Below are 23195 nucleotides of genomic sequence, written 5' to 3'. Positions count from 1 at the left end.
GCCTATCCTTTCTTCGGCGGGTCCTGCTCCGGCGTTGAGGTTATCTCCCCATCGCTCATGTGGTTTTTGGGCATTATACTGTCGACTATCTCAAAGGCCTTCTTCGTAACCTTCGCCCTCGCCACCCACTTCCTGAGGTACTCCTTCGGCGGAAACTCTATGGCGTTGCAGGGGCAGAGCATGGCGCAGGTGTTGCAGCCGACCATACAGTTGTAGGGCCTCGCAACTATGGGCGCGCTCCTCTCGACGTCCCAGTCGAAAACGCGCCTCCCGCAGGTGACGAAGCAGATTCCACAGCCGGCGCAGACGTCGTAGTTTATCTTGGGATACCACTCTATCTCCTTCCTATCAACGCCCCACCACGGAATAACACTCAGGTCCTTAACCGGTCTCCCAAGGGCGTCCTTCCCGATGATGGGAGCTTCAACGTTGGGCATCTCACTCACCCCAATTACAGCTAAAGCATCTCATTTAAATTATTTTTCATATGTTTCTGTTTTCAACCGTTGGTTCTGGACAGACCTGCCACAACGAGACTCCGTGGCGAGGGGAGGGATTTTTAAAAGCTTTCTCGAGCATTCCATGGTGAGAGACGATGGAAAAGCTCATCCTCTTCGTCTGCGTCAAGAACTCCGCTAGAAGCCAGATGGCGGAGACCTTCTTCAACCGCTTCAACGACGGCCCGCGCTTTAGGGCCATGAGCGCCGGAACCTAACCGGCCAAAGAAATAGACCCGCTCGCGAGAAAGGCTATGGAGGTGGTCGACATCTCCCTCGAAGGGCAGAAGCCGAAGTTCTACACCGGGGAGATGGCCGATAGGGCTACTCGTGATAACATAAGGACAAACGAAGTCCCTGGGGAAGAGGTTATTCTCCTCCACGTCATCGACGAAGGGACAATGGAGAACCTCATAAACGGCTACTCGCTCCTCTACGAACCCGAGGAGCCTGAGCTTGAGGCGGTAAAGAAGAAGCTTGAAGAGAAGGTCATGGAGAGGCTCAGGCGAAGGTCGAGGATGTGAAGAAGACTTTCAGAACGGACAAAGTCAAGCCCGTCGTCCGCTTCGGCTTTCCGTGGGAGGAGATAGTTAAAGTTGCAGAGGAGGACGTTTCGCTCATAATCCTCCCGACCCACGGGAAGCTTGGCTTTTCCAAGGAACTCATCGGCTCAACCGCAATGCGCGTGCTGAAGAAGACTTACCGCCCCGTTCTGATCATAAAGCCAAAGTGCAGGTGTGGCGATGAGGAATGAACTGGCTGAAGTTTAAGAACCACCTCGAAAAATACATTCCGGTTTACGTTACGCTGGCGATGTTGGCAGGTTTCTACGTTGGAACGCACGCCAACCGCAAGCCCTACCACGAAACGCTCAAGGCTCTCAACATGCCCGTCGTCATCAGCATGATCTACCCGATGATGATAAACCTCCGCCTCGGCGAGCTTAAGAACAGCGCCAAGCTCGGGAAACAGTTAACTATAGCCCTCACGATGGGCCTTGTGATCTCCCCGCTCATCATGTACGGCGCGATATGGCTGACCGAGCTTTTCCACCCGGTTAACCGCATGCTCGCCCTCGGACTCCTCCTGGCGGTAGTCGTCCCGTGCTCCTCGATGAGCATAGCCTACACGGGCTTCACCAAGGGCAACATCGAGCTTGCGACCATCGTCGTGGCTTTGAGCTTCACTTTAGCTATCGTCACCGTTCCGGCGTGGCTCAAGGTCTTTGCATCGAGCTACCATGTAGCGATCCCGGTCTGGCTCCTCGTCAAGACCATCCTCATCGTCGTCATAACGCCGATGATACTTGGAGTTCTAACCAGGGCCTACCTCATGGGCAAGCTCGGCCCGGAGGGCTTCCTCAGGATCAAGCCGGCCTTTCCAGCAATCTCGCTCCTCGGCATGTACACCATCGTCTTCCTCATCTTCATGGAGAAGGCGAAGCTCATAGCCAGCAAGCCAGGCATCGTGGGAGTAGCTTTAATCCTGCTGGTCCTCTACTACACCATCGCCCTCCTCTTCATGACCTTCGTGGACAGGGCAGTTGGAATACCCTACAGGGGCCATATGGCTATATAATCTTCACCTCCGTTGGAAAGAACGAGGGAACGGCCATGGCAATAGCCCTCGCCGCTGGAATCGACCTTATGGCCATAGCGCCCGCGATAACCCCAATCGTCCAGATACCTTCCTGGTCGGCTACGTCAAGGCGTTGAAGAAAAGAGCGACCCTCTGGAAGTGCAGGGCCCTGAAAGAAGAAGGCGGCGTTCCCGCCTGAGCAGACATCACTCCGGGTGGACTATCTCGATTTCCCCATTTATCTTCTCCTTTCCGACCGTGTTGAAGACCGTCCCGTACTTCTCGGACAGTTCTTTGATGCGGAGTATCTTTTTCTCCGGTGCATCCGTCACAATCCTCACGCGGTAGGTTATCTCCTGGAGCTGGGGCTCCTTGAGGTTTCTCCAGCCCCTGACTTCGATGCTCATCTCCTCGACGTTGAGGTGCATCTTCTTGATGAGTCTTCCCCAGTTGACGGTCAGACAGCCGCCTATGGCCGAAAGGAGGTACTCCGTTGGATTCGGCCCTTTATAACCACCATCTGTGTTGGTATCGATGGTAAAGGCAAACTCCCTGACCCTTGCGAAGCTCCCAACGTTGCCGTCCCACTCAAGCTCGACAATGTACTCGAGCCGCTCCATATTATCACCGGATGGGGGTGATTTCACGGGTTTAAAGAGTTTCCCGGAGGAAAGAACGAAAGGATCAGGCGCGCGTATCCTTCCGAAGAACGGCCGTCTTGAGGACGACAATCAGCCACATCGCCAGGAGAACCCATAGGAGCATAAAGCCGAAGAGATCGAGTATTTTGAGGCCGAAGACCGCCCCTATGTCCCTTGTAGCGTTGGTGAACGCTCCTAGCGGGAAGATGAACGCCCACCAGGAGCTGCTGTAGGGCAGGCTGATGTTCCTGATGTAGTGGAGCGTCATCGCGGCCGCCATCACCAGCCACCAGAAGCCGAGTCCCCAGAGGAAGAACGCGAATACGAAGAGCGGCTCCTTACCAGGCATTGGAGAGTTATTGAGGAGCGCGAAGAGCGCTGTAATCCCAGCCCCTATCGGACCGAGGTTCATCCATATCAGCGGGGCCATCTGGGGCGGCATGAGTTCGTGCCTGATGAAGCGGAGCGTGACGACGGCGTAGAGGGCCAGATAGAGGAAGAATCCGGCTCCCCACCCCATGTAGTTGATTACCGTAACGAGTTCCTTCGTGTATCCCGTTGTGGCCTTCATAAAGGCCGCGCCGAAGGGGAGGATTATCAGAGCCACCGGCGGTATGTACCACGCCGGCGAGAGGTGCCTCAGGTCTACCTCTCCGGCTATGAAGACCTCGTAGGACATCCAGAAGGCGAAGAGAATCGTCAAAGCGGCCCCCCAGAGCCAGAGGTACCATGCGATGGTTTCTTTTCCGAGAACGAAGAGAAACTGGGCCGCGAGAACGATGGTAGCGGCGCCGCTCGTCCCGTAGAAGTGCCCCCGGGAGGGGTGCCTCAGGTCCTCGAGTGCGTCCTTTCGATAAAGAATCCACCTGAGCAGCCAGGGAACGAGGAGCATAAAGTACAGTGCCGCGTTGAGGTAGGTGAGTCCTATCCCGAGCCCCCTGAGGGGATCCCAGTAGCCCGAGTACCTGTACGTCGCTATCGCTACTGCTCCGGTCCCCATAACACTCGCGAAAGCCGCGGGGTTGAAGTTCCTGATTCGCTCCATACCCTCACCTCACCTGAAATCTTTTCCATACGTTATATGGAGCCGGGCGAGGAGTTAAAAGGTTGTTCCCCCCCTTTGGAATGGGTAACCATGCTGGTCGCGATTCCTACATCAAAGGGTGGTCTCGATGACGAGGTTCACGAGAGCCCGGTGAGGGCCCCAACCTTCACCCTGGTCGAGCTTGAGGACGGGAAAGTTAATGGGGTCAAGGTTATCGAGAACCCCTACAGGCGGGAGCCTTACGGCGCGGGTTCAAAAGTTGCCCTCTTCCTGGTCAACCTCGGCGTTAACGCCATAATATCAAGGACGGACTGCCCGAAGGGCAAGATGATCCTAGATTCCGCTGGAGTTAAGATGGTCATCGTTGATGATGCCATTAAGGTTGGGGATGCGTTGAAGGGGCTTCGTTGAGATGCTAATTTTAACGCTCAAAATCTTTTTAAGTTCCTCGCTTCACCTGAAATCGGTGGGTGAAGAATGGGACATCATCACCACGGCGAGCTTAAGGGCAGGATGGCCTTCTCGATAGTTCTCAATCTGGTCATCACGATTGCAGAGGTAATCGGCGGAATCCTCTCGGGGAGCTTGGCTTTGCTAAGCGACTCCCTCCACAACTTCAGCGATTCGATGAGCTTACTCGCGAGCTACTTCGCGATAAAAATCGGTGAGCGAAAGGCCAACGAGAAGTACACCTTCGGATACAAGCGAGCTGAAATCCTCGTGGCTTTCATAAACTCCGCCGTTCTCGTTGGTGTTTCGCTCTTCCTCCTGGTTGAGGCCTACAGGCGCTTCAAAAACCCTGAACCAATAGACGGCCCGCTGATGCTGGCGGTTGCCATGATTGGGCTCCTGGCGAACCTCCTCTCGGTTTTTCTCCTCCACGGTCATGCACACGAGAGCATGAACGTCCGCTCCGCTTACCTCCATCTCATGAGCGACACCCTCTCCTCGGTGGCGGTCGTTGTTGGCGGGCTTTTGATAATCCGGTGGGGCATCGGGTGGATTGACTCCCTCATAACGGTTCTCATCTCGCTCTACATTTTGAGGGAGGGCTACGAGATACTGAGGGAGAGCGTTGAGGTTTTGATGGAGGCCTCTCCAGAGCTTGACCTTGAGGAGATAAAGGCCGAAATAGAATCCATCCCCGGCGTTAAAAACGCCCACCACTTCCACGTCTGGCGCATAGGGGAAAAGGAGGTTCACTTCGAGTGCCATGTGGAAGTTGACGACATGCCTATAAGCGAAGCCCAGTCCATAATTGACCGGGTCGCGGCCGTCCTCGGCAAACGCGGAATCGGCCATGTTACCGTGCAGCTGGAGGCAAATCGGTGCCCGGACAAAGACGTCATCTGTCGGGATAAGAAGGGGGAGGGGAACTAGAGCTCCGCCTCACCCAGGAGCTCCAGGAGTTCGATCTGCCTCTCGTCCGTTACCTTCTCCAGGTACTTGCTGACCTCTTCCGCATCCATCTTGCCGTCCTTGTACAGGGCTATTGCCTTGACCGCTTCGAAGAAGTTCCTCATGTCGGGGAACGCCTCCGCGAACATATCGATGTTGAGATAAACCGTCTCGAACTCGTCATCAAGGAAGAGCTGCCACAGGACGTCCATCAGCGAACCGAAGGCTATATCCTCGTAGTCAGTACCCTTCGCGTGGATCATGGCGTAGAGGCACTCCTGAAGGGCGGCATCGTAGTTCTCGTCGTCCTCGAATATCTCCTCAAAACTGAGGTGTACCTCCACGTGGAGGTCCTTCTTGTCAAGAACCTTGGGCAGAAGTCCGGCGAGCATCGCCTTCGCCTCGTAGGGGTGACCCGCCTCAAACATCACGTAGGCCCTGTGGATCCTGACCCTAAGGAGCTCTTCCTCGTTGCCAAGGCTCTCGAAGGCCTCCTCTGCCTTTTTCATCAGCTCAAGGGCCTTGTCGTACTCCTGGAGCTCCTCGTATATCATGGCCATTGCGTAGTAGATCTTCCCCACGTGCTCGAGGTGTCCCTTGGCAGCCTCCTCCTCGAGGAGCGCCCGGTAGAGCTCGAGGCTCTTTTCGAGCTCACCTATAAGGTAGTAGAGGTCGGCGAGGTGGTACTTTACCTCGAAGGTGTCCTTTTCTTCGGCAAGCTTCTCGAACTCGGGAACTTTGTTAATACCCAGAAGCTCGTGGAAGTAGTAGACGACTATCTTGTAGAGCTCGTAATCCTCGCACTCGAGGGCCAGCTTTTCCGCCTTCTCGAGAACCTCCTTGAGCTCATCATCATCGAGCTGATCGACCTTGGTGTAGAGGAGCTTCGCGACCCGTTTGCAGTCCTTCTCCTCGATGGCCTTCAGTATTTCCTCCATAACAACACCTCACCCCCCTTACCGCGCCGGGGTATTTAACGCTTTAGGGACGGGTTTTTAAACCCGGCTTCCAACTCAGACCATGCTCGAGTTGTTCTTCCTCGGAACCGGTGGGATAATGCCCACTAAGGAGAGGAACGTCCCGGCGATAGCGCTCAGGTACAGGGGAGAGATAATTCTCTTTGATACGGGAGAGGGGACCATACGTCAGATGAACACGGCGAAGCTCAGCCCGATGAAGGTCGATAAAATATTCGTAACCCACTTTCACGGCGACCACTACCTCGGACTGGCCGCGTTAATCCAGACGATGAACCTCTGGAACCGGGAAAAGCCGCTCCACGTCTACGGGCCGAAGTACACCTTCCGGTTCGTTGAGAACCTCTTGAACAGTGGATTCTTTAGGCCGGGCTTCGACATCCACGTCCATGAGCTCGGTGAGACCCGATTAAAGTTCGGTGACTACGAAATCTGGTCCTTCAGGGTTGAGCACGGTGTTCCAGCCCTCGGCTACGTCTTCAAGGAGAGGGACAAGCGCGGAAAGTTCCTGCCCGAGAAGCTGAGGGAGTACGGCCTGAGCGAGGGGCCGATACTCGGGAAGATTGAGAGGGAAGGCAAAATCGAGTGGAACGGCAGGATAATCCGCCTCGAAGACGTCACCGGGCCGCGGAGGAAGGGGCTGAAGGTGGTTTACACAGGCGACACAGCACCGACGGAGAGGGTGAGGCTCTTCGCCGAGAGGGCCGACCTGCTGATCCATGAGGCGACGTACCTCAGCCCTGAGGACAGGGGAGAGGGCTACCACTCCACCGTTGAGGATGCCTGTGAGACAGCGAAAAAGGCCAGGGCAAAGCTCCTCGCGCTCTTCCACAGGGCCTTCCGCTACACCTACGAGGAATACGCAAGGGAAGCGGCGAGGATATGCGAGGTCCTCGGCGTTAACTTTATCATTCCAGGGGACTTCGACGTGGTAACCTTCAAATCCGGCTCCTGGGAGCTGAGGAACCTCCTGGAGGAGAGAGGATGAGCTATCTGCGCTACGTCAGGGTTATAGGCACGATGCACGTTTCCCCGAGAAGCAGGGAGGATGTCGTCAGAACGATACTCAAGGAAAGGCCCAACGCCATAGCTGTGGAGCTTGATAGGGCGAGGTTCCTGGCAATGGAAGGCGAAAGGAAGGCGACCCTCGGGGATGCCATTCGCCTCGGAAAGGGGGGACTGATAAACTACGCCCTAGCGAAGCTCGAGGAGAGACTCGGGGAGGAGTTTGGGATGAGGCCCGGCGGGGATATGCGGGCGGCAGTGGAGGTGGCCAGGCGCTTCGGGATTCCCCTCTTCCTCATCGACGAGAACATAGACGTTATCATTGGGAAGATAGCGGCCGCTCCGGGGAGGGAAAAGCTCCTCATGGCCCTGGAGTCCCTCGCGGTCTTCCTGCCAGTGAAACCCGGCGATGAAATGCCGGATCCGTTGGAGGAGTACAGGTTCATGATGGCGGCCTTCAGGCGGCGCTACCCCTACCTTTACCGCGTTCTGGTCGAGGAGAGAAACGAGATCATGGCCCGAAACCTGATCTCAATCGTGGACAGTCTGCGGGCTGCGGGGGTGAGGAAACCCCGGGTGGTAGCGATAGTCGGCCTGGGCCACAAGCAGGGCATAGAACACCTCCTCGACCGCTGGAAGACGGGAACCGGTCGTTACGTTTATATTTGATGCCGCCAACTTACGCAGGGGATCACCATGAAGGACAGGCTTGAGAGGATGCTCAACGTGAAAATACTGGACATGGAGGAGCTCGAGGACAGGGTGATCGTCTACGTCCCCGAGGATCAGGTGCGGATAGCGGTTGGAAGCGGTGGAGCGGCGGTTAAGGCGGCCGAGCTGGTCATAGGGAAGAAGATAGAGGTCAGGGGAAAGTGATCCCCTCGCGGGGTGATAATGGTGGCCTATAAAAGACCCATCGGAGTCAACGTGGATCTCGAAACCGGCGTTATTCCAGGGGCGAAGAAGCTCGTCAGAAGACTGAGCGATCTCAGGGGCTACTTCCTCGATGAGGAGGCCTACAACGAGCTCCTCAAGGATGATCCGGTAGTTTACGAGGTCTACGCGATGGAGCAGGAGGAGAAGGAAGGCGACCTTAACTTCGCCACAACCGTCCTCTACCCCGGCAGGGTCGGGAAGGAGTTCTTCTTCACGAAGGGCCACTATCATGCCAAGCCGAACAGAGCGGAGATATACTACGGAATCAAAGGCGAAGGGGGAATGCTCCTCCAGACCCCCGAGGGCGAAGTCGAGTGGATACCGATGAAAGCGGGAACCGTCGTCTACGTCCCGCCCTACTGGGCGCACAGGACGGTCAACACCGGAGACGAGCCCTTCATATTCCTCGCGATCTATCCTGCCGATGCGGGCCATGACTACGGCTCGATAAAGGAACGGGGCTTTGCAAAACTCGTTATCGAGGAGAACGGCGAGATCAAGCTGATAGACAACCCGCGCTGGAAGGACTGATCTCTTTTATTCACCACAACCCTTATTAACTCCGGCCAGTTACATCACCCCCGGTGATACATATGGACTGGGACGTTCTCTACTCGTCCGCTTTTGATCGTGTCAGGGCCGGGATCGGAGAAGTTGGGCCCGTTCTCCTGGCGTACAACACCAACATCGACGCGATAAGGTACCTCGACAGAAAAGACCTTGAGGAAAGGATCAATAAAGCCGGAAAGGATGAGGTTCTCCGCTACTCTGATGGGCTTCCCGGGAGGATAGAGAACGTCCCCCAACTCCTTGGCTCGATCCTCTGGAGCATTAAGCGCGGAAAGGCCGCCGAGCTGTTCATCGAGGACTGTCCCACAAGGTTCTACATGAAGCGATGGGGCTGGGACGAGCTTAGGATGGGGGGCCAGGTTGGAATCATGGCCAACCTCCTCGGCGGAGTTTACGGAGTGCCCGTTATAGCGCACGTCCCCCAGCTTTCGAGGCTTCAGGCGAGTTTGTTTAAGGACGGGCCCATCTACGTGCCGAAGCTCGAAGATGGAACGGTTAAGCTCGTCCACCCGAGGGACTTTGCCGGAGATGAGGAGAGCTGCATACACTTTATCTACGAGTTTCCAAGGGGCTTCAGGGTCTTCGACTTCGAGGCACCAAGGGAGAACCGCTTCATTGGTGCCGCCGACGACTACAACACGACCCTCTTCATCCGCGACGAGTTCAGGGAGGACTTTGAGAAGATAGCCGAAAGCCCTTCCCTCGCGATAATCAGCGGCCTTCAGGCGTTAACAAAGGAGAACTACCGCGAGCCTTTCGAAATCATCGGGGAGCATCTTGAGGTTCTCAACGGGCTTGAAATCCCGGCCCACCTAGAGTTCGCCTTTACCCCCGACGAGACCGTCAGAAATGCCATCCTCGACCTCCTCGGAAAGTTCTGGAGCGTTGGCCTCAATGAGGTTGAACTGGCATCGATAATAGAGGTTATGGGTGAGAAGAGGCTCGCGAAGAAGCTCCTCGCCCACGATCCCGTCGATCCGATAGCCGTCACCCAAGCCATGCTCAAGCTCGCCGAGAAGACCCGCGTAAGAAGGATACACTTCCACACCTACGGCTACTATCTCGCATTAACCGGCTACAAAGGTGAGTTCGTCAGGGATGCACTCCTCTTCGCGGCCCTCGCTGCTGCCGCTAAGGCAAAGCTCGGCGATATAAACTCGATAGATGACGTGGTGAAGGCCATGGACGTTCCCGTCAACGAGAAGGCCAGATCCGTTGAGGAAGCCCTCTCGAAGGAGTACGGTATGCGGAACGGGATAGCGGAGCTTGACGGTTATCAGCTCGCCTTCATCCCGACGAAGATAGTGGCAAAGCCCAGATCCACCGTTGGCATCGGAGACACCATCTCGAGTTCGGCTTTCGTGGGCGAGTTCGCCCTCCGCTGATTTCTTTTCGCTACCGTTAAAAGCCAGTATGCCCAAATGATCCCAGGTGCTCAGGGTGGTTGCCATGAAGACGCTGATTCTCGCCGGTGGGAAGGGAACCAGGTTATGGCCCCTCAGCAGGGAACTCATGCCCAAGCAGTTCGTCCGATTCCTCGACGGAGAGAGCCTCTTCCAGAAGACCGTTAGGAGGGCGCTTAAGTTCTCCAAGCCCGGAGAAATCTTCGTGGTCACGAATCGGAAGTACAAGTTCCGCGTTTTAGACGATCTGGGCGAACTGGGTGTTGAACTGCCAGGGGAGAACCTCCTTCTCGAACCTGCAGGCAAAAACACCCTCCCGGCGATATACTGGGGGACGAAGACCATTGAAGAAACCTTCGGCGACTCCATCGTGGCGGTTCTTCCGAGCGACCACCTCATCGATGCTGGAGAGGCCTATGAGAGGGCCTTCAGGAACGCGGAGAAGCTCGCCAAAAGCCACCTCGTAACCTTCGGCATAAGTCCGACGAGGCCCCACACCGGCTACGGCTACATACGTCCCGGTGAGGCACTTGAGGAAGGGGGCTCCCTCCTTGGCTACACCGTCGCCGAGTTCAAGGAGAAGCCCGACCTCGAAACGGCCAGGCGCTACGTCGAGGAGAACTACCTCTGGAACAGCGGCATGTTCGCGTTCTCGAGTTCCCTCTTCCTTGAGGAAGCTAGGAAGCACGCCCCCGAGGTTGTCAGGGCCTTCGAGGAGGGGAGCGTAGAGAAGGCCTACGAGCTGGCCCCCGATTTGAGCATCGACTACGGGATAATGGAGAAAACTGACAAGGCAGCGGTCGTCCCGCTCAACGCCTACTGGAACGACCTCGGAAGCTTCGACGCCATCTACGACGTCCTCGAGAAGGACGAGAACGGAAACGCCATCCGGATTTCCGGGAGAAACGCATACCACATCGGCGTGAACTCGAAGAACAACCTCATAATGGCCGAACGCCTCACCGCGACGGTGGGAGTGGAAGACCTCATCATCATCGACACCGACGACGCTCTCCTAGTAGCTCACCGCGGGGAGGGGCAGAGGGTCAGGGAGGTCTACAAGCACTTGAAAGAGATAAACGACGAGAGGGCGATCGTTCACAGGACCGCATACAGGCCGTGGGGGAGCTACACCGTCCTTGAGGAGAACGAGCGCTACAAGATAAAGCGCCTTACCGTTCTGCCTGGCAAGAAGCTCTCCCTCCAGATGCACTACCACCGCTCGGAGCACTGGGTCGTGGTGAGGGGAACGGCAAAAATCCGCGTCGGGGACGAGGAGATTCTCCTGAGGCCCGGGGAGAGCACCTTCATCCCTGCTGGAGTTATACACCGCCTCGAGAACCCGGGAAGGGTGGTTTTGGAGGTCATAGAGACCCAGATAGGGGAGTACCTCGGTGAGGACGACATAGTAAGGTTTGAAGACGATTTTGGGAGGGATTGAGATGGGGAAGGAGGAAAAGGTTAAGGTCGTTGAGTGTGGCGATGGCTGGGAGAGGTTCAGCAGGTCGATATCCTCGCTTTCGCTGAGCCTCCTCCCAACCCTGCTCTTCACCCTGATAATGGCCTACGTCATAGTGGTCGGCCTTGAGAACGCGAACTTCACCCTGACCGTGAACGGCCAGGAGGTGAACTTCAGCTTTCCCGAGATAGAGGTCCCCATAGACTACGCCGCAATAAGGAACGCGGTTCTGTACCTCTTCGGGGCGGTCCTTATCGGTCTGCCGGTGCCGCTCCTTTCGGGTAAGCTGAAACCTCTCAAAGTCCTCATAACCCTCATCCAGGCCGGAGCGTTCGTCTACGGGCTGTACATCTTCGTGATGGTGATAGTGAACTTCGCCGTTTCCCTGATGTGAGGTGGTAGAATGGGAAGGCTCTTTGGAACCTTTGGCGTCCGCGGAATAGCGAACGAGGAGATAACGCCGGGGTTCGCCCTTAAAATGGGCATGGCCTTCGGGACGATGCTCAAAAGGGAAGGGAGAGAAAAGCCCCTCGTCGTTGTCGGCAGGGATACAAGAGTAAGCGGTGAGATGCTCAAGGACGCTTTGATAAGCGGTCTACTGAGTGTGGGCTGCGACGTCATCGATGTCGGCATCGCCCCAACGCCCGCCATACAGTGGGCAACAGCTCACTTCAACGCCGATGGCGGGGCGGTTATTACAGCTTCCCACAATCCGCCCGAATACAACGGCATAAAGCTCCTTGAGCCGAACGGCATGGGCCTCAGGAAGGAGAGGGAAGCGGTTGTTGAGGAGGTCTTCTTCAACGAGGACTTCGACAGGGCTAAATGGGACGAAATAGGTGAGGTCCGCGATGAGGACATCATAAAGCCCTACATCGAGGCGATAAAGAGCAGAGTGGACGTCGAAGCGATAAAGGCTAGAAGGCCCTTCGTTGTAGTTGATACTTCCAACGGTGCTGGCTCACTAACCCTCCCCTACCTCCTCCGCGAGCTTGGCTGCAAGGTCGTCAGCGTTAACGCCCATCCCGACGGTCACTTTCCAGCGAGAAACCCCGAGCCGAACGAGGAGAACCTGAGGGAGTTCAGGGAGATGGTGAAGGCCCTTGGGGCGGACTTTGGCGTTGCTCAGGATGGTGATGCAGACAGATCTGTCTTCATAGACGAAAACGGACGCTTCATACAGGGCGACAAGACCTTCGCGCTGGTTGCCGATGCCGTTCTGAGGGAGAACGGCGGAGGACTGCTCGTCACCACAGTAGCGACTTCCAACCTTCTCGACGACATAGCGAAGAGGAACAACGCCGAAGTGATGAGAACAAAGGTCGGCGATCTCATCGTTGCCCGCGCGCTCCTCGAGAACAGCGGAACCATCGGCGGCGAGGAGAACGGGGGAGTTATCTTCCCGGACTTCGTCCTCGGCAGGGACGGGGCGATGACGACAGCGAAGATAGTCGAGATCTTCGCCAAGAGCGGAAAGAGGTTCAGCGAGCTTATCGATGAGCTTCCGAAGTACTACCAGTTCAAGACGAAGAGAAAGGTGGAGGGCGACAGGAAGGCGATAGTTGCCAAGGTCGCCGAACTGGCTGAGAAGAGGGGTTACAGAACGGACACGACCGACGGAACCAAAATCCTCTTCAGCGATGGCTGGGTTCTCGTGAGGGCCAGCGGAACCGAACCCATAATCAGGGTCTTCAGCGAAGCTAAAAGCGAGGAGAAAGCTAAGGAATACCTCGAGCTGGGACTTGGGCTGTTGGAGGAGGCGATGAGGACCTAGCCCCTCCCCACTCCTCCACCTCTTCCACGCTCTCTTGGGGAAATGGAAGATCCAGGAAGAGCTCCACCGGGACGGTTATCGAAGTTGTGTCCGTCAAAAGACCGGAGTTTCAAGGTATCATTCCAGCCCCTGTTCTCCCCCATCCACCCCTCGTTATCACCCGATGGTTATCATCACGGGGATGTTCAGCAGTCCATCGGGTACGTGCAATCGAACACTACAATGACCGATGCCATCAATTACGCAAATAAAACCGCCCATTGCCGGCCAAAAGTTTGAGACGGTCTTCAACAGAAACGAAGCCGGGAACGGGATTGGAAAGAAGAATCGCAAAAGTACAGGGACAGGGGAGTCAGAGATAACCCCTGTCCTCCTCTTCGGGGGCCGGTGGCATCGTCTGCTCGAGCATTGCCCTCTGCATCTCCTGAACCTTCCGTAGTATCTCCTCCGTCTCCCGGGCGCGTTCCTCGAGGGCGGTCATGTCAACCTCAAGGCCTAGGATCCTGGTCACCGCGAGGAGAACGGACTTGGCGGATTTTGCATCAACGATGTAACCGAGACTCTCACCGAGAAGGCTTATCCCGTACATCGAGCGGAGCTTGCCCATGCCGAGGAGCAGTCCAGCCGCTCCTACTATCGCGCCCCCCTCGTCCTCCCTCCAGATGACCTCAACCGAGCAGTCTTTGAGCTTCTCCTGGTAATAGCCAACCAGTTCTTCGTGGGTAACCGCCGCCAGAACCCTCGGCTCGCCCTGGAGCTCCGGGACCTGGTAGCCGCCCATGGTGATGATCTCCCTGGTTCCGAACTCGCTCACGAAGTCCAGCATCCTGCCAACTACCTCGTAGTGGCCAGGGCTGTCCGTTGGAGCGACCTGCTGATCGCCGGTTATGATGATGAGATCCCTGCCTTTTTCATCGGGGTTCTTCCAGTAGTAGAACTCGTTCTTCATCAGCTCGACGACGGAGTTCTTCTTGATGAGAACCTGGTGCATGAAGTGCGGTGAGTAAAGTTCTGCGAACTTGACGGCGTTGAGCTCCTGGATGAGGTGCTCAGCTGCTAATTTTCCAACGAGACCTATCCCCGGGAGTCCCTCGATGAAGACGGGATCCCTCAACCTGGGCCTCTCAAGGACATGAACAATCGTTTCCTTCATCTTACTTCCCCCCAATCCCAAGTCTTTCGCGCTTCAGCCTCCTCCGATACTCCCCGTAGGGGTCCTCGGGGGAGAAGCGCGGCGGATGGGCCACCTTCGTCTTTGTCCCGCAGACGGGACAGACCTCCTTCAGGGTGTAGCGCCCGCAGCTGGGACACTTCCTTATTCTGAAGCGCATCACTTACCCCTCTTTTTGACCTTCTTTATGCGCTTCTCCTTCCTTATGAGGGTCGCCTCGCCGCCCGCTTCCTTGATGACGCGAAGTATCTCCTCGGCTATGTCTTCAAGGACTTCTTCAGCTTTGTAGTAGTCCGGGGCGGTTATGTCTATCCTGTAGCGCGGCGCCCCCTGGTAGGAGAACTTGACGTCAATCTCCTTCTCCTCGTTGGCCCTGTCGCGCGCCCTGATGAGGGCCTCCCTGATGATTTCGATGCCGTTCGGCTTGGGAACGGTTATCTCGAACTCGGCGTCAATGGTTACCGTCGGAATCTCGACGTAGGCCTCTATTATCGGTCTGAGCGCCTCTATCCACTCGTCGCTTATGAGCCCCTGGAGGACGTCCATGCCGTTCTGAGCTGCATCTTCAAAAGCGGCGTAAACCTCGCCGTACTCCTCCTCGAGCGGAACCCAGACCTCCCTCCAGGCGGTCTCGAAGTCTTTACCTACCTTCTCGGCCGCCATCCTGAGCAGGTTCTCGGCCTTTTGCGCCCTTTTATACTCCTGGAGCTTGGCCTTCCTCTGCTGCTGGTTGACCCTTTTAAGGCTCAGGTCAATGTGTCCCTTGTTCGGGTCAACGCGGATGACCTTGGCAACTATCTTCTGACCCTCCTTGATGTGGTCCCTGATGTTCTTCACCCAGCTCGAGGCGACCTCGCTTATGTGCATGAAGCCCTCCTTGCCCGGGTACTCGTCGAGCTTCAGAAACGCACCGTAGGGATGAATGTTCTTAACTGTGGCGACCACGAACTCTCCCTCTTCGGGGTACTCCTTGGCTTTCCTCGGCATTGCAACCACCTCAAAATTTTCTCTGCCGGATTAAGTTACGGGAGGAGGTATTTAAAGTTTAGCAGGTAGAAAAGAAGAAGAGGTTCACTCGAGAACCTCGAGTATCTTTGCCTTGACGATCCCCTTCCCTCCGGTGGGCTCGACGAGGGTAGCACCGCAGACCAGACAGCGAACCCGGGTGGCGGGGTTGCTGAAGACGATCTGCTCGTTACCGCAGTCGATGCACTTGACGCGGAGGAACCGGCTCCTCGGCATGGGTATGAGGTTCTTCGGCAGGGCCATTGATTACACCTCCACCTCTACCAGTTCGAACTTCTTAACGCGGAATCCCTGCCCCCTGGTGTGGGCCTTGCCGCAGACGGTGCAGCGGAAGCGGAGGTCGAGCTTCTTGACGGGCTTTTCTCTGCCAGCGGGGTTCGGCCTCGGGAAACCGCGGTAGCCCTTGAGGATCCTCCTGAAGCGCCTCTGACCCTGACTGAGTTCACTTCTCGGCCTCTTCTTGACCTTTTCGACCTTGTGGATCGTATGCTTCTTGCAGTACGGGCAGTAGGTTCTTATCCTCTTTGGATACTTCATCTTCTCACCCCCAAGAGAGGCCCGGTGGGTTCCTACTCGTGCTTCGGACACCCCCGAGCCGTGAGGCATGACTGTGCCTTCGGTCTCCGTAGCCGGGAGGCTTTAAAAAAGTTTTGCGCTTGAACCAAAAGCTTTAAAACACGCTAGGTTACTAAAATCCCGGGGTGACCATTATGGTGAGTTTGATAAGCAGGGTCGAGGAACTCAAGAGGATAGAGGAGAAGACCGAGAAGGAGTACAGAAAGCTTTTGAAGAAGCTGAAGGATCCCGAGTACGCCGATCTGAGGAACCTCATCCTCAGGCTCGCGATAGACACCGCCTTCCACAAACACCTGATGGAGGCGCTGAAGAAGGCCTACGAGGATGCCATAAAGCTGGTCGCTGAATACGGCCCGGAGGAAGGCGAGGAGGCAGTGGCCCTCATTCCGGGAGTTCCGACCATAGCAATGCCCCTCGGCTTCGGCCAGATAGGGGCGAGGGTTCCACCCGAGGAGATAGTGGAGGTGTTCCTCCGCGACTTCCCGGCCGAGGTCGTTATCCCGGACGACGAGAAGATACTGGACCTGATAAAGAGATACCTCGAGGACGAGGAGCGGATGGAGAGGCTCTACGACGACATCTCGAAGAGGGCCTTCCACCCGATAGTCAGGACGCTGGCCCAGGAGATAAAGAGAAACGAGGAGCAGCACCTGGCACTGCTGAAGGGCCTCGAAAAGAAGTACAGCGAGTAATGTTTTCCTTTCCCCTTTTCTCGCTATAGGCTGAGAAAAAGCGGGATCAGAAAGGGCACGACCGCCGTCAGAACGAAGCCGTGAACGAAGGCAACGAGGGCAACGTCCCTCCCCCCGAACATGGCCATCACAGGCAGCGTCGTGTCCATCGTCGTCGCACCCCCCATGGACACCGCCAGCTCCCCGGGGATTATTCTAATCACGATGGGGTAGAACAGAACGGTGAGCAGCTCCCTAATCAGGTTGGCCAGAAAGCCCAGCGTCCCGTAGGTGGGTGAATACCGTCCGATCAGCGGACCCGTCAGCGAGTACCAGCCGCAGCCCGCGGAGATCGCCAGACCCCACCGGAGTTCGATCCCAAGGAGAAGGGACGCAGCCAGACCCCCGAGCAGAGAACCGGCGAGGGTTGCGAAGGGCAGTTTTAGGGCCGTCCCCCCGAGTTTCCCGAGCTCTTCCGGTTTAAAGCTCTGTCCGATGTCAATACCCACGAGGAGTATCAGGGCGTATAGCATAATCTCGTAGAGGTTTCCGAAGTCCGGGCCGTACACTCTTCCGACCGCAACCCCCAGCAGAAGGGAAACCAGGACGTGGACGGAGAACCTCATTTTCCACCCCCCAGTAGCAGGGCGGCTCCCAGACTTCCGGCCATGTTGAACACCGCGAAGACAAGGGAAGAGACCACGAGCCAGATGGCGTTTACCTCAACCTTACCGGTCTCGACACCCATGAAGAACACCATGAGAAGCAGGATCACGTTCATTGGGCGTTCCATTTCAAGCTTCCGCCCCCTCTCGATCAGGCGCCCGATCAGAATCCCGACCAGAAGTGCGATGAATATTTTCATGGACCAGTCTTTGTCTGAAGGTTAATAAGCTTATCGAGGGGCTCGGAGGGTGTTCACGTCATCATCCGTGAGCCCTCAGTTTGCTTGCTAATCGTCATCGCCCCGACGTTCTTTGATGTCGCCCTTTTAAAGGTGTGGGCGAAGGTTTTTATGATGAAACTCTTATCATTCAAACGGTGATCCCAGTGATAAGTCCGTCCAGAAAGGCGATGGCCATTGAGTATGCCATTAGGGACGTTGTTCTCCCCGCCAGAGAGCTTGAAAAGAAGGGGATAAGGGTCATCCGGCTCAACATAGGCGATCCTGGGAAGTACGACTTTCAGCCGCCGGAACATATGAGGAACGCATACTGCCGGGCCATCCAGGAGGGCCACAATTACTACGGACCGAGCGAGGGCATTCCGGAGATGAGGGAGGCTGTTGTGAAGAGGGAGAAGTGGAAGAACGGCGTGGAGATAGGCCCGGAGGATGTTCGGGTTACCGCCGCGGTCACGGAAGCCCTTCAGCTGATCTTTGGTGGAATCCTCGATCCCGGCAATAACATCCTCGTTCCAAGCCCCAGCTACCCGCCCTATACCGGCCTCGTCAAGTTCTACGGTGCCGAGCCAAGGGAATACCTTACCGAGGAGGAGAACGGCTGGCAGCCGGATCTTGATGATATGAGAAAGCTCATTGACAACAGGACGAAGGCCATAGCGATCATAAATCCCAACAACCCTACGGGGGCTCTTTACGAGAAGAAAACGGTAAAGGAAATCCTCGACCTGGCTGGAGAGTACGATCTGCCCGTGATAAGCGACGAGATCTACGACCTCATGACCTACGAGGGGAAGCACGTTTCCCCAGGTTCGCTCACCAGGGACGTCCCGGTAATAGTTATGAACGGTCTCTCCAAGGTTTACTTCGCCACGGGATGGCGCCTGGGCTACTTCTACTATGTGGATCCGGAGGATAAGCTCACCGAGATCCGGGAGACCATAGACAAGCTCGCCAGGATAAGGATATGCCCGAACACACCAGCCCAGTTCGCGGCCATAGCCGGTTTGACCGGTCCGATGGACTATCTGAAGGAATACATGAAAAAGCTCCGTAAGAGAAGGGACTACGTCCAAGGGCGGCTTGAAGAGATCCCCGGTATCAGTGCAGTTAAACCAAGGGGGGCCTTCTACATCTTCCCTCGCATTGAGGAGAGGAAGTGGAAGAACGATTTTGACTTCGTCATGGACGTCCTCCACGAGGCGCACGTGCTCTTCGTCCACGGTTCCGGCTTTGGACGGGCCGGTGCCTGGCACTTCAGGATAGTCTTCCTCCCGCCAATGGAAATCCTCGAGGAGGCCATGGACAACTTCGAGGCCTTCATGAGAAAGAGGCTCACTCCGTGAGCCCTTCCCCATTCATTTCGATTACACACTTCGGTTAAAGCCGATCACCCCCCAGAAACCACAGGTATGACCTCGACGTAGTCCCCGTCCTTCACGGCCTCATCTTCCAGAGCAACCCTCCCGTTGATCCTCGCTATTGCGCTCTCCGTGTTGAAGCCGACCTCCCTGAGGACGTCCGCAACTTTCATTCCCTTCCTCCACTCCAGTTCCTTCTCAACACCCCTGCCGAGCACCTTAATCCTTATCATGGTCACCACCGGATGGCCTACCCACACCCCCTTATAAAATCCACCGGTCTGGAAGGCGTTGAGAACACGCTTCCGGGCTCCAAAAAACTTAAAAACCCTCTCCCGCTCATATACCACGGGCGTGCCGCGGTAGCCTAGCCTGGTAGGGCGCCGGCCTGCTAAGCCGGTGGGCGGTGCCCACCGGGGTTCAAATCCCCGCCGCGGCGCCATTAATTTCTCTGGGTCCACGCCGGGATAGCCTAGAGGTGAGGCGGTGGACTGCAGATCCGCTTTACGGGGGTTCAAATCCCCCTCCCGGCTCCATAACAGCCCCTGCTTGCGCAAGCGCTGGCGGAAAATTATCGACTTTTTAGCGCTCCTTCGGAGCGCAGTGGGAGGAACCTTCTGAAAAGAGCCCCTTCCAGACAATCCACTCATTAATGCTATGAATTCCGCGTGAAATCCTTGAAAGGGGGGTATTAACGAGGAATCACGAACTTTGATGAAACTTTGCAATGCAAAGTTTCCTGTGCTCTCAAACCCCAGGAGTGGGGTTTCGCCCCACAACCCCGTTTTCTCTCAAACCTGGGAAACTACGTTTCCCCACCTTCCTTATCCATTAATCCTCCGGGAGGCTAACGCCTCCACACCCCCCAGAACTTTACTGAGCAAAGTTTTCACCGGAACAAACCATAAATACCACCCCACGTACCTGCCCTTGATGAGTGCCCCGGTTTTCAACTCGAAACTCTGCGCGATATGCAAGGGCAGGAAGCTCCTCTGTGGCAGGCCGACCTGCCCGATTCTCGAGAGGTTCCGGGTAGCCCGCAGTGTTGAGCAGCGGTTAAACAAGCGGCACCTCTTCGGCTCCTCTCCGCCGAGCATATTCGTTGGCGAGTACGGCTATCCAAAGGTTAGAATCGGCCCCCTAGTTCCTCCCATTGAGGGGAAGACCGACTACCTCGACAACCCTCTCAAATGGGGGGACAAAACGATAAGGGACATTCTCTACTACCGCTCCCTCCTAGTCATGGGTGAGACGAGAGCGGATGTGAACGTCAGGAAGAGCGGCAGAATCTTGGGCGAGGTTCAGGAGCTTGCGATGAGCGTTAAGCCCGTCGACAGCGAGGTAATCCTCAAGAAAAAGCCCGTCCTTAAGGTTCTCCCGAGCGAGTTCGCGCCACCGCTGGGACCGAAGGCGGAACTCCTCGACTTCGAGCTGACCGAGAACCCAAAAATCCCCCGCAGGACAGATTATGTTGTGAACGACGAGCTTAAGGCGGAGCAGGCGATAACCCGCCTTTATAACTGGGGCTTCGACGAGTACTACATCATAAGACTCCTCTCTGCCGGACTTCTCGGCGTGGACAGGAGGCTCGTCCCCACCAGGTGGAGCATCACAGCGGTGCAGGACACGATAGGAAAGAACCTGAGGCGCGAGATTCTCCACTACCCGCTCATCAACGACTACGAGGTCTACTTCTACCGCTTCATGGGCAACCGCTATGCAGTACTGCTGATGCCCGAGAGCTATGCCTTCGAGCTTTTGGAGGTCTGGCTGAAGGACTCGCTCTTCGGCGCTTCGGAACCCAACGTCATCCACGACTACGAGGACTTCAGGGGAAGGAGGGAGTACGTTAAGGAAACCGCCGGTGCCTATCACGCGGCCCGCTTAAGTGTCCTCGAAGCGCTTCGCGGGAGAAGGAGGCAGGCAAGGGCCGTTGTTTTCAGAGAGGTTACGCCGGAATACTACGCCCCTGTTGGAGTGTGGCAGATTCGCCTCGGGGTGAGGAAGGCGCTAAGCAATCCGATAGGCCGCTTTGAGACCCTTAACGAGGCACTTGATGCCATAAGGAGGCGCCTTGATCATCCATTCGAGAAGTATCTCCAGAGGAGCTACATCCTCGGAACCCTCGCGAGACAGAAGACGCTGGATGAATGGCTCGGAAAGAATATATACCGCCCCGGTGGAGAGAAGGCAGGTGGATGATGACCACTCCATCCCACTGAGGGGTGATGAGTGCACGTCAGGCTGACACCGATTGGAGGTGATAAAGTGGAAGGGGTTGATGTCGTTAGGGAACTCATGAGGATCGAGGAGAAGCTTGAGCATATAGAGAAGCTCCTTTACGAGTTGCTCGAAGCGGAGGAGAGCTACGCCATAATGAAGCTCTCGGAGAAATCCCTAAAAGATTTCCTTGAGGACGAGCCCGACATTTACGGGAGTTTGAATTAAGCCCATGGGGTTTAAACCATGAGAAAGAAGCTCGCCCTCATAAGCCTCGACGGCAATGGTGTCTACAACCTCAAACACATGCCCTTCCTGAGCGATTTAGCTGAAAGCGGTGACTCCACGGTAGTTGATTCCATCTTCCCCACGCTGACCGATTTGGTTCACACGAGCGTAATGACCGGCGTATGGCCGAAGGATCATGGCGTCGTTGAGAATGGCTACTACGACAGGCTAAGTGACAGGAAGGTGAACTTCTACGACTATGAAATAGCGTTCAACCCGCACAAGGTCATAAAGGCACCAACAATCGTTGATATACTCCGGGGGAGAGGCATTAGAACGGGCTCGGTCAGCGGTTATACTATGCCGCCCTTCAGCGGAACGGACATGAGGATTTTCCCGCCCTTCTTCGCGAGCAATGAAATGTACCGGAAACACGGAAGGGACTGGAGGAAGGACGTTTGGGTTCTTAACTCAGCTCTCTACCTCTACGAAGAATGTAAACCCGACCTGCTCCTCGTCCACTTCGCCTCGATCGATGGAATGCAGCACGACCACGGGCCGGGAAGCGAAGGAGCTTTAAAAGCGGTGGAAACCGTTGATACCGCCGTCAGAACCCTGTGGGAGAGGCTTAAAGAGGAATACGCCTTCATAATCTTCGCCGACCACGGACAGGAGGAGGTTCACACCTGGGTGAACCTGAAAACCTACCTCAGGGAGCACGGGGTTGAGACGCTTCGCGTTTCCTCCGGCGGCGGAGTTCACGTCTATTTGAGGAACCCCACCGAGGCCGAGAAAGCCTTTGAGATTCTAAGGAGGGCACCTGGAGTTGGAGAGGTCTTCTTCCGCGACGAGCTCCCGCATCTGAACACGCCCAACAGCGGCGAATTAATAGTTTCTGCCAAGCCCGGCTACTGGTTCTGCTCCCACAGGATGTGCAAAGGGATAAAAGGGACAAGCCACTGGGTCAGGGGCATGCACGGGTCAATGAACAAGCCCGTCGTTAAAGTTCCGCTCATTCTATGGGGCTTTGAGAGTATAAATCTTGAGAACGCCTCGCTCATGGACATAGCACCGACGATACTTGATTTCTTCGGCGTTGAGAAGCCGGGGAATATGGTTGGGAGAAGTTTGATAGTTTAGTCATTGGTCTTGAAGGGGTTTAAACATGAACTTGAACACCCACGCCTTTTCTTTCTCCGAGTAATGAATTTCTGTCCTTGGGGCCAAAGATCTTAATGTCTGTTCTAGTGCCTCTTTGATTTCTGAAAGCTGGGGGCCACCAAGTTTGGATTTAATAATTCCTATACTGCTATCGACTCCATACCATAATGACCCATCGTAGCGGATAATCCTGATGTATTTATTTAAAGAGATAATCTTCAGGTTTCCTAATGACCCCCTCGTAGACTTTCATTTCTATTATAGGGGTATTCTTAAAAAATACGGACTTAAGATTCTTTGTATCCTCAGAGCGATTTTTTCTGGAAAGCTTACCTACCCCTGATTTTGTGCTGAACAATATTATCCGTTCATTAGTTACTGCTAATCCATTAAAGTTCCCAGGGGAAATATCGAGATTTGTAAAGACAGTAAGGATATACTCCCCCGGCATCAGATAGTCCCGAAGCTCCATTTCCCTTCTCCCGAAGGGTAATATACTGGGCGAAGGCGTTAAATATCCTGACACCAATCGCTAACCCGGTGGGAAGATGGGAAAGAAAATAGTTGTTGAGCTACCCGGAATGGTAAAGATACCTG

Annotated in this window: 32 protein-coding genes and 2 tRNA genes; 21 read left to right on the top strand and 13 right to left on the bottom strand. The window is 55.6% G+C overall.

The annotated features are described in order from the left end of the window. Positions 1 to 2: 2 nt before the first annotated feature. Complete coding sequence (locus MV985_RS03025) at positions 3 to 437, bottom strand: ferredoxin family protein (RefSeq protein ID WP_297461474.1); 435 nt, start codon at positions 435 to 437, stop codon at positions 3 to 5. Between the two features lie 158 nt (positions 438 to 595). Between MV985_RS03025 and MV985_RS03020 the strand changes: the two genes are divergently transcribed. Genes MV985_RS03020 through MV985_RS03005 form a run of 4 tightly spaced genes read left to right on the top strand, consistent with a single transcriptional unit; the run spans position 596 to position 2075 of the window. Then, positions 596 to 715 (top strand): hypothetical protein, encoded by a 120-nt coding sequence (locus MV985_RS03020; RefSeq protein WP_297461471.1) that lies wholly within the window; start codon positions 596 to 598, stop codon positions 713 to 715. Positions 716 to 751: 36 nt separating this feature from the next. Continuing rightward, positions 752 to 1021 carry a hypothetical protein gene (locus MV985_RS03015; protein ID WP_297461460.1) on the top strand — a complete coding sequence of 90 codons (270 nt, stop codon included), beginning with the start codon at positions 752 to 754 and terminating at the stop codon, positions 1019 to 1021. Continuing rightward, positions 1018 to 1251, top strand: coding sequence for a universal stress protein (locus tag MV985_RS03010; RefSeq protein ID WP_297461445.1), 234 nt, complete (start codon positions 1018 to 1020; stop codon positions 1249 to 1251). The genes MV985_RS03015 and MV985_RS03010 overlap by 4 nt, the downstream gene beginning before the upstream one ends. Further along, positions 1248 to 2075 (top strand): bile acid:sodium symporter, encoded by an 828-nt coding sequence (locus tag MV985_RS03005; protein WP_297461428.1) that lies wholly within the window; start codon positions 1248 to 1250, stop codon positions 2073 to 2075. The genes MV985_RS03010 and MV985_RS03005 overlap by 4 nt, the downstream gene beginning before the upstream one ends. 206 nt (positions 2076 to 2281) lie before the next feature. Here the strand turns inward: MV985_RS03005 and MV985_RS03000 are convergent, their stop codons facing one another. Together MV985_RS03000 and tdt are read right to left on the bottom strand one after the other, a co-directional pair. Continuing rightward, positions 2282 to 2695, bottom strand: coding sequence for an OsmC family protein (locus MV985_RS03000; RefSeq protein ID WP_297461416.1), 414 nt, complete (start codon positions 2693 to 2695; stop codon positions 2282 to 2284). 64 nt (positions 2696 to 2759) lie between these two features. Beyond that, the gene (gene tdt, locus MV985_RS02995) at positions 2760 to 3761 is read right to left on the bottom strand and encodes a tellurite-resistance/dicarboxylate transporter (RefSeq protein WP_297461402.1); all 1002 of its coding nucleotides are present in this window, start codon (positions 3759 to 3761) and stop codon (positions 2760 to 2762) included. A gap of 75 nt (positions 3762 to 3836) precedes the next feature. Here tdt and MV985_RS02990 point away from each other — a divergent pair, with 75 nt between their 5' ends. Next, positions 3837 to 4172, top strand: a complete 336-nt coding sequence (locus tag MV985_RS02990) for a NifB/NifX family molybdenum-iron cluster-binding protein (RefSeq protein ID WP_297461391.1) — start codon at positions 3837 to 3839, stop codon at positions 4170 to 4172. Positions 4173 to 4238: 66 nt separating this feature from the next. After that, complete coding sequence (locus MV985_RS02985; protein WP_297461386.1) at positions 4239 to 5141, top strand: cation diffusion facilitator family transporter; 903 nt, start codon at positions 4239 to 4241, stop codon at positions 5139 to 5141. Here the strand turns inward: MV985_RS02985 and MV985_RS02980 are convergent. Then, positions 5138 to 6097, bottom strand: a complete 960-nt coding sequence (locus MV985_RS02980; RefSeq protein WP_297461383.1) for a tetratricopeptide repeat protein — start codon at positions 6095 to 6097, stop codon at positions 5138 to 5140. The genes MV985_RS02985 and MV985_RS02980 overlap by 4 nt on opposite strands. An 82-nt stretch (positions 6098 to 6179) precedes the next feature. On the opposite strand from MV985_RS02980, the gene MV985_RS02975 reads away from it, so the two are divergent. The 8 genes from MV985_RS02975 to glmM all read left to right on the top strand — a co-directional run bounded on the left by MV985_RS02975 (position 6180) and on the right by glmM (position 13283). After that, positions 6180 to 7124, top strand: a complete 945-nt coding sequence (locus tag MV985_RS02975; protein ID WP_297461380.1) for a ribonuclease Z — start codon at positions 6180 to 6182, stop codon at positions 7122 to 7124. Continuing rightward, positions 7121 to 7810 carry a TraB/GumN family protein gene (locus MV985_RS02970; RefSeq protein ID WP_297461377.1) on the top strand — a complete coding sequence of 230 codons (690 nt, stop codon included), beginning with the start codon at positions 7121 to 7123 and terminating at the stop codon, positions 7808 to 7810. The genes MV985_RS02975 and MV985_RS02970 overlap by 4 nt, the downstream gene beginning before the upstream one ends. Positions 7811 to 7837: 27 nt before the next feature. Beyond that, positions 7838 to 8017, top strand: coding sequence for a KH domain-containing protein (locus MV985_RS02965; RefSeq protein ID WP_297461374.1), 180 nt, complete (start codon positions 7838 to 7840; stop codon positions 8015 to 8017). An 18-nt stretch (positions 8018 to 8035) separates the two neighbouring features. Next, entirely contained in the window at positions 8036 to 8608 is a 573-nt protein-coding gene (locus MV985_RS02960) for a glucose-6-phosphate isomerase (RefSeq protein ID WP_297461371.1), read from the top strand. Between the two features lie 62 nt (positions 8609 to 8670). Further along, positions 8671 to 10032 (top strand): ADP-specific glucokinase, encoded by a 1362-nt coding sequence (locus MV985_RS02955; RefSeq protein WP_297461804.1) that lies wholly within the window; start codon positions 8671 to 8673, stop codon positions 10030 to 10032. A gap of 64 nt (positions 10033 to 10096) precedes the next feature. Further along, entirely contained in the window at positions 10097 to 11491 is a 1395-nt protein-coding gene (locus MV985_RS02950) for a mannose-1-phosphate guanylyltransferase/mannose-6-phosphate isomerase (protein ID WP_297461791.1), read from the top strand. Position 11492: 1 nt separating this feature from the next. Then, a complete protein-coding gene (locus MV985_RS02945) occupies positions 11493 to 11903 on the top strand; it encodes a hypothetical protein (RefSeq protein ID WP_297461368.1) in 411 nt (136 codons plus the stop codon). Positions 11904 to 11912: 9 nt separating this feature from the next. Next, on the top strand, positions 11913 to 13283 hold the full coding sequence (gene glmM / locus MV985_RS02940; RefSeq protein ID WP_297461365.1) for a phosphoglucosamine mutase: 1371 nt from the start codon (positions 11913 to 11915) through the stop codon (positions 13281 to 13283). A gap of 352 nt (positions 13284 to 13635) precedes the next feature. Here glmM and MV985_RS02935 read toward each other — a convergent pair whose 3' ends face one another. The 5 genes from MV985_RS02935 to MV985_RS02915 all read right to left on the bottom strand — a co-directional run bounded on the left by MV985_RS02935 (position 13636) and on the right by MV985_RS02915 (position 16017). Then, the gene (locus MV985_RS02935; protein ID WP_297461362.1) at positions 13636 to 14436 is read right to left on the bottom strand and encodes a proteasome assembly chaperone family protein; all 801 of its coding nucleotides are present in this window, start codon (positions 14434 to 14436) and stop codon (positions 13636 to 13638) included. Between the two features lies 1 nt (position 14437). Continuing rightward, complete coding sequence (locus MV985_RS02930) at positions 14438 to 14614, bottom strand: RNA-protein complex protein Nop10 (RefSeq protein ID WP_297461359.1); 177 nt, start codon at positions 14612 to 14614, stop codon at positions 14438 to 14440. Beyond that, complete coding sequence (locus MV985_RS02925; RefSeq protein WP_297461356.1) at positions 14614 to 15441, bottom strand: translation initiation factor IF-2 subunit alpha; 828 nt, start codon at positions 15439 to 15441, stop codon at positions 14614 to 14616. Before MV985_RS02925 ends, MV985_RS02930 begins: the two co-directional genes overlap by 1 nt. 84 nt (positions 15442 to 15525) lie before the next feature. Then, positions 15526 to 15717, bottom strand: a complete 192-nt coding sequence (locus MV985_RS02920) for a 30S ribosomal protein S27e (protein WP_297461778.1) — start codon at positions 15715 to 15717, stop codon at positions 15526 to 15528. A 9-nt stretch (positions 15718 to 15726) separates the two neighbouring features. Further along, complete coding sequence (locus tag MV985_RS02915; RefSeq protein ID WP_297461354.1) at positions 15727 to 16017, bottom strand: 50S ribosomal protein L44e; 291 nt, start codon at positions 16015 to 16017, stop codon at positions 15727 to 15729. Positions 16018 to 16190: 173 nt separating this feature from the next. On the opposite strand from MV985_RS02915, the gene MV985_RS02910 reads away from it, so the two are divergent. Continuing rightward, positions 16191 to 16748 (top strand): hypothetical protein, encoded by a 558-nt coding sequence (locus MV985_RS02910; protein WP_297461768.1) that lies wholly within the window; start codon positions 16191 to 16193, stop codon positions 16746 to 16748. A gap of 23 nt (positions 16749 to 16771) precedes the next feature. Here MV985_RS02910 and MV985_RS02905 read toward each other — a convergent pair whose 3' ends face one another. Next, on the bottom strand, positions 16772 to 17353 hold the full coding sequence (locus MV985_RS02905; protein ID WP_297461351.1) for a lysine exporter LysO family protein: 582 nt from the start codon (positions 17351 to 17353) through the stop codon (positions 16772 to 16774). After that, positions 17350 to 17592: a hypothetical protein gene (locus MV985_RS02900; RefSeq protein ID WP_297461348.1), complete on the bottom strand. Its 243-nt coding sequence runs from the start codon at positions 17590 to 17592 to the stop codon at positions 17350 to 17352. Before MV985_RS02900 ends, MV985_RS02905 begins: the two co-directional genes overlap by 4 nt. A gap of 185 nt (positions 17593 to 17777) precedes the next feature. Here MV985_RS02900 and MV985_RS02895 point away from each other — a divergent pair, with 185 nt between their 5' ends. Continuing rightward, positions 17778 to 18974 carry a pyridoxal phosphate-dependent aminotransferase gene (locus tag MV985_RS02895; protein ID WP_297461759.1) on the top strand — a complete coding sequence of 399 codons (1197 nt, stop codon included), beginning with the start codon at positions 17778 to 17780 and terminating at the stop codon, positions 18972 to 18974. A gap of 44 nt (positions 18975 to 19018) precedes the next feature. Here MV985_RS02895 and MV985_RS02890 read toward each other — a convergent pair whose 3' ends face one another. Continuing rightward, positions 19019 to 19222, bottom strand: a complete 204-nt coding sequence (locus MV985_RS02890) for a MoaD/ThiS family protein (protein WP_297461747.1) — start codon at positions 19220 to 19222, stop codon at positions 19019 to 19021. 123 nt (positions 19223 to 19345) lie between these two features. Here MV985_RS02890 and MV985_RS02885 point away from each other — a divergent pair. The 5 genes from MV985_RS02885 to MV985_RS02865 all read left to right on the top strand — a co-directional run bounded on the left by MV985_RS02885 (position 19346) and on the right by MV985_RS02865 (position 22577). Continuing rightward, positions 19346 to 19431, top strand: a tRNA-Ser gene (locus MV985_RS02885). 19 nt (positions 19432 to 19450) lie between these two features. Further along, positions 19451 to 19525: transfer RNA gene (locus MV985_RS02880), tRNA-Cys, on the top strand. Positions 19526 to 19922: 397 nt separating this feature from the next. Continuing rightward, a complete protein-coding gene (locus MV985_RS02875; RefSeq protein ID WP_297461345.1) occupies positions 19923 to 21191 on the top strand; it encodes an Nre family DNA repair protein in 1269 nt (422 codons plus the stop codon). Positions 21192 to 21221: 30 nt separating this feature from the next. Further along, the gene (locus tag MV985_RS02870; RefSeq protein ID WP_297461342.1) at positions 21222 to 21437 is read left to right on the top strand and encodes a hypothetical protein; all 216 of its coding nucleotides are present in this window, start codon (positions 21222 to 21224) and stop codon (positions 21435 to 21437) included. A gap of 18 nt (positions 21438 to 21455) precedes the next feature. Then, on the top strand, positions 21456 to 22577 hold the full coding sequence (locus MV985_RS02865; protein ID WP_297461339.1) for an alkaline phosphatase family protein: 1122 nt from the start codon (positions 21456 to 21458) through the stop codon (positions 22575 to 22577). Positions 22578 to 22797: 220 nt separating this feature from the next. Here MV985_RS02865 and MV985_RS02860 read toward each other — a convergent pair whose 3' ends face one another. Next, complete coding sequence (locus MV985_RS02860; protein ID WP_297461337.1) at positions 22798 to 23127, bottom strand: hypothetical protein; 330 nt, start codon at positions 23125 to 23127, stop codon at positions 22798 to 22800. Positions 23128 to 23195 lie beyond the last annotated feature (68 nt).

The sequence above is a fragment of the Thermococcus sp. genome (assembly GCF_027012695.1).
Lineage (GTDB): Archaea > Methanobacteriota_B > Thermococci > Thermococcales > Thermococcaceae > Thermococcus.
This window is presented reverse-complemented; position numbering and strand designations above follow the sequence as displayed.

What these genes read in the sequence shown, in the direction of transcription:
- MV985_RS03025 (WP_297461474.1), bottom strand. Translation starts at nt 437, where the DNA reads ATGCCCAACGTTGAAGCTCCCATCATCGGGAAGGACGCCCTTGGGAGA.
- MV985_RS03020 (WP_297461471.1), top strand. Translation starts at nt 596, where the DNA reads ATGGAAAAGCTCATCCTCTTCGTCTGCGTCAAGAACTCCGCTAGAAGC.
- MV985_RS03015 (WP_297461460.1), top strand. Translation starts at nt 752, where the DNA reads ATGGAGGTGGTCGACATCTCCCTCGAAGGGCAGAAGCCGAAGTTCTAC.
- MV985_RS03005 (WP_297461428.1), top strand. Translation starts at nt 1,248, where the DNA reads ATGAACTGGCTGAAGTTTAAGAACCACCTCGAAAAATACATTCCGGTT.
- MV985_RS03000 (WP_297461416.1), bottom strand. Translation starts at nt 2,695, where the DNA reads ATGGAGCGGCTCGAGTACATTGTCGAGCTTGAGTGGGACGGCAACGTT.
- tdt (WP_297461402.1), bottom strand. Translation starts at nt 3,761, where the DNA reads ATGGAGCGAATCAGGAACTTCAACCCCGCGGCTTTCGCGAGTGTTATG.
- MV985_RS02985 (WP_297461386.1), top strand. Translation starts at nt 4,239, where the DNA reads ATGGGACATCATCACCACGGCGAGCTTAAGGGCAGGATGGCCTTCTCG.
- MV985_RS02980 (WP_297461383.1), bottom strand. Translation starts at nt 6,097, where the DNA reads ATGGAGGAAATACTGAAGGCCATCGAGGAGAAGGACTGCAAACGGGTC.
- MV985_RS02975 (WP_297461380.1), top strand. Translation starts at nt 6,180, where the DNA reads ATGCTCGAGTTGTTCTTCCTCGGAACCGGTGGGATAATGCCCACTAAG.
- MV985_RS02970 (WP_297461377.1), top strand. Translation starts at nt 7,121, where the DNA reads ATGAGCTATCTGCGCTACGTCAGGGTTATAGGCACGATGCACGTTTCC.
- MV985_RS02965 (WP_297461374.1), top strand. Translation starts at nt 7,838, where the DNA reads ATGAAGGACAGGCTTGAGAGGATGCTCAACGTGAAAATACTGGACATG.
- MV985_RS02960 (WP_297461371.1), top strand. Translation starts at nt 8,036, where the DNA reads ATGGTGGCCTATAAAAGACCCATCGGAGTCAACGTGGATCTCGAAACC.
- MV985_RS02955 (WP_297461804.1), top strand. Translation starts at nt 8,671, where the DNA reads ATGGACTGGGACGTTCTCTACTCGTCCGCTTTTGATCGTGTCAGGGCC.
- MV985_RS02950 (WP_297461791.1), top strand. Translation starts at nt 10,097, where the DNA reads ATGAAGACGCTGATTCTCGCCGGTGGGAAGGGAACCAGGTTATGGCCC.
- MV985_RS02945 (WP_297461368.1), top strand. Translation starts at nt 11,493, where the DNA reads ATGGGGAAGGAGGAAAAGGTTAAGGTCGTTGAGTGTGGCGATGGCTGG.
- glmM (WP_297461365.1), top strand. Translation starts at nt 11,913, where the DNA reads ATGGGAAGGCTCTTTGGAACCTTTGGCGTCCGCGGAATAGCGAACGAG.
- MV985_RS02935 (WP_297461362.1), bottom strand. Translation starts at nt 14,436, where the DNA reads ATGAAGGAAACGATTGTTCATGTCCTTGAGAGGCCCAGGTTGAGGGAT.
- MV985_RS02930 (WP_297461359.1), bottom strand. Translation starts at nt 14,614, where the DNA reads ATGCGCTTCAGAATAAGGAAGTGTCCCAGCTGCGGGCGCTACACCCTG.
- MV985_RS02925 (WP_297461356.1), bottom strand. Translation starts at nt 15,441, where the DNA reads ATGCCGAGGAAAGCCAAGGAGTACCCCGAAGAGGGAGAGTTCGTGGTC.
- MV985_RS02915 (WP_297461354.1), bottom strand. Translation starts at nt 16,017, where the DNA reads ATGAAGTATCCAAAGAGGATAAGAACCTACTGCCCGTACTGCAAGAAG.
- MV985_RS02910 (WP_297461768.1), top strand. Translation starts at nt 16,191, where the DNA reads ATGGTGAGTTTGATAAGCAGGGTCGAGGAACTCAAGAGGATAGAGGAG.
- MV985_RS02905 (WP_297461351.1), bottom strand. Translation starts at nt 17,353, where the DNA reads ATGAGGTTCTCCGTCCACGTCCTGGTTTCCCTTCTGCTGGGGGTTGCG.
- MV985_RS02900 (WP_297461348.1), bottom strand. Translation starts at nt 17,592, where the DNA reads ATGAAAATATTCATCGCACTTCTGGTCGGGATTCTGATCGGGCGCCTG.
- MV985_RS02890 (WP_297461747.1), bottom strand. Translation starts at nt 19,222, where the DNA reads ATGATAAGGATTAAGGTGCTCGGCAGGGGTGTTGAGAAGGAACTGGAG.
- MV985_RS02875 (WP_297461345.1), top strand. Translation starts at nt 19,923, where the DNA reads ATGAGTGCCCCGGTTTTCAACTCGAAACTCTGCGCGATATGCAAGGGC.
- MV985_RS02865 (WP_297461339.1), top strand. Translation starts at nt 21,456, where the DNA reads ATGAGAAAGAAGCTCGCCCTCATAAGCCTCGACGGCAATGGTGTCTAC.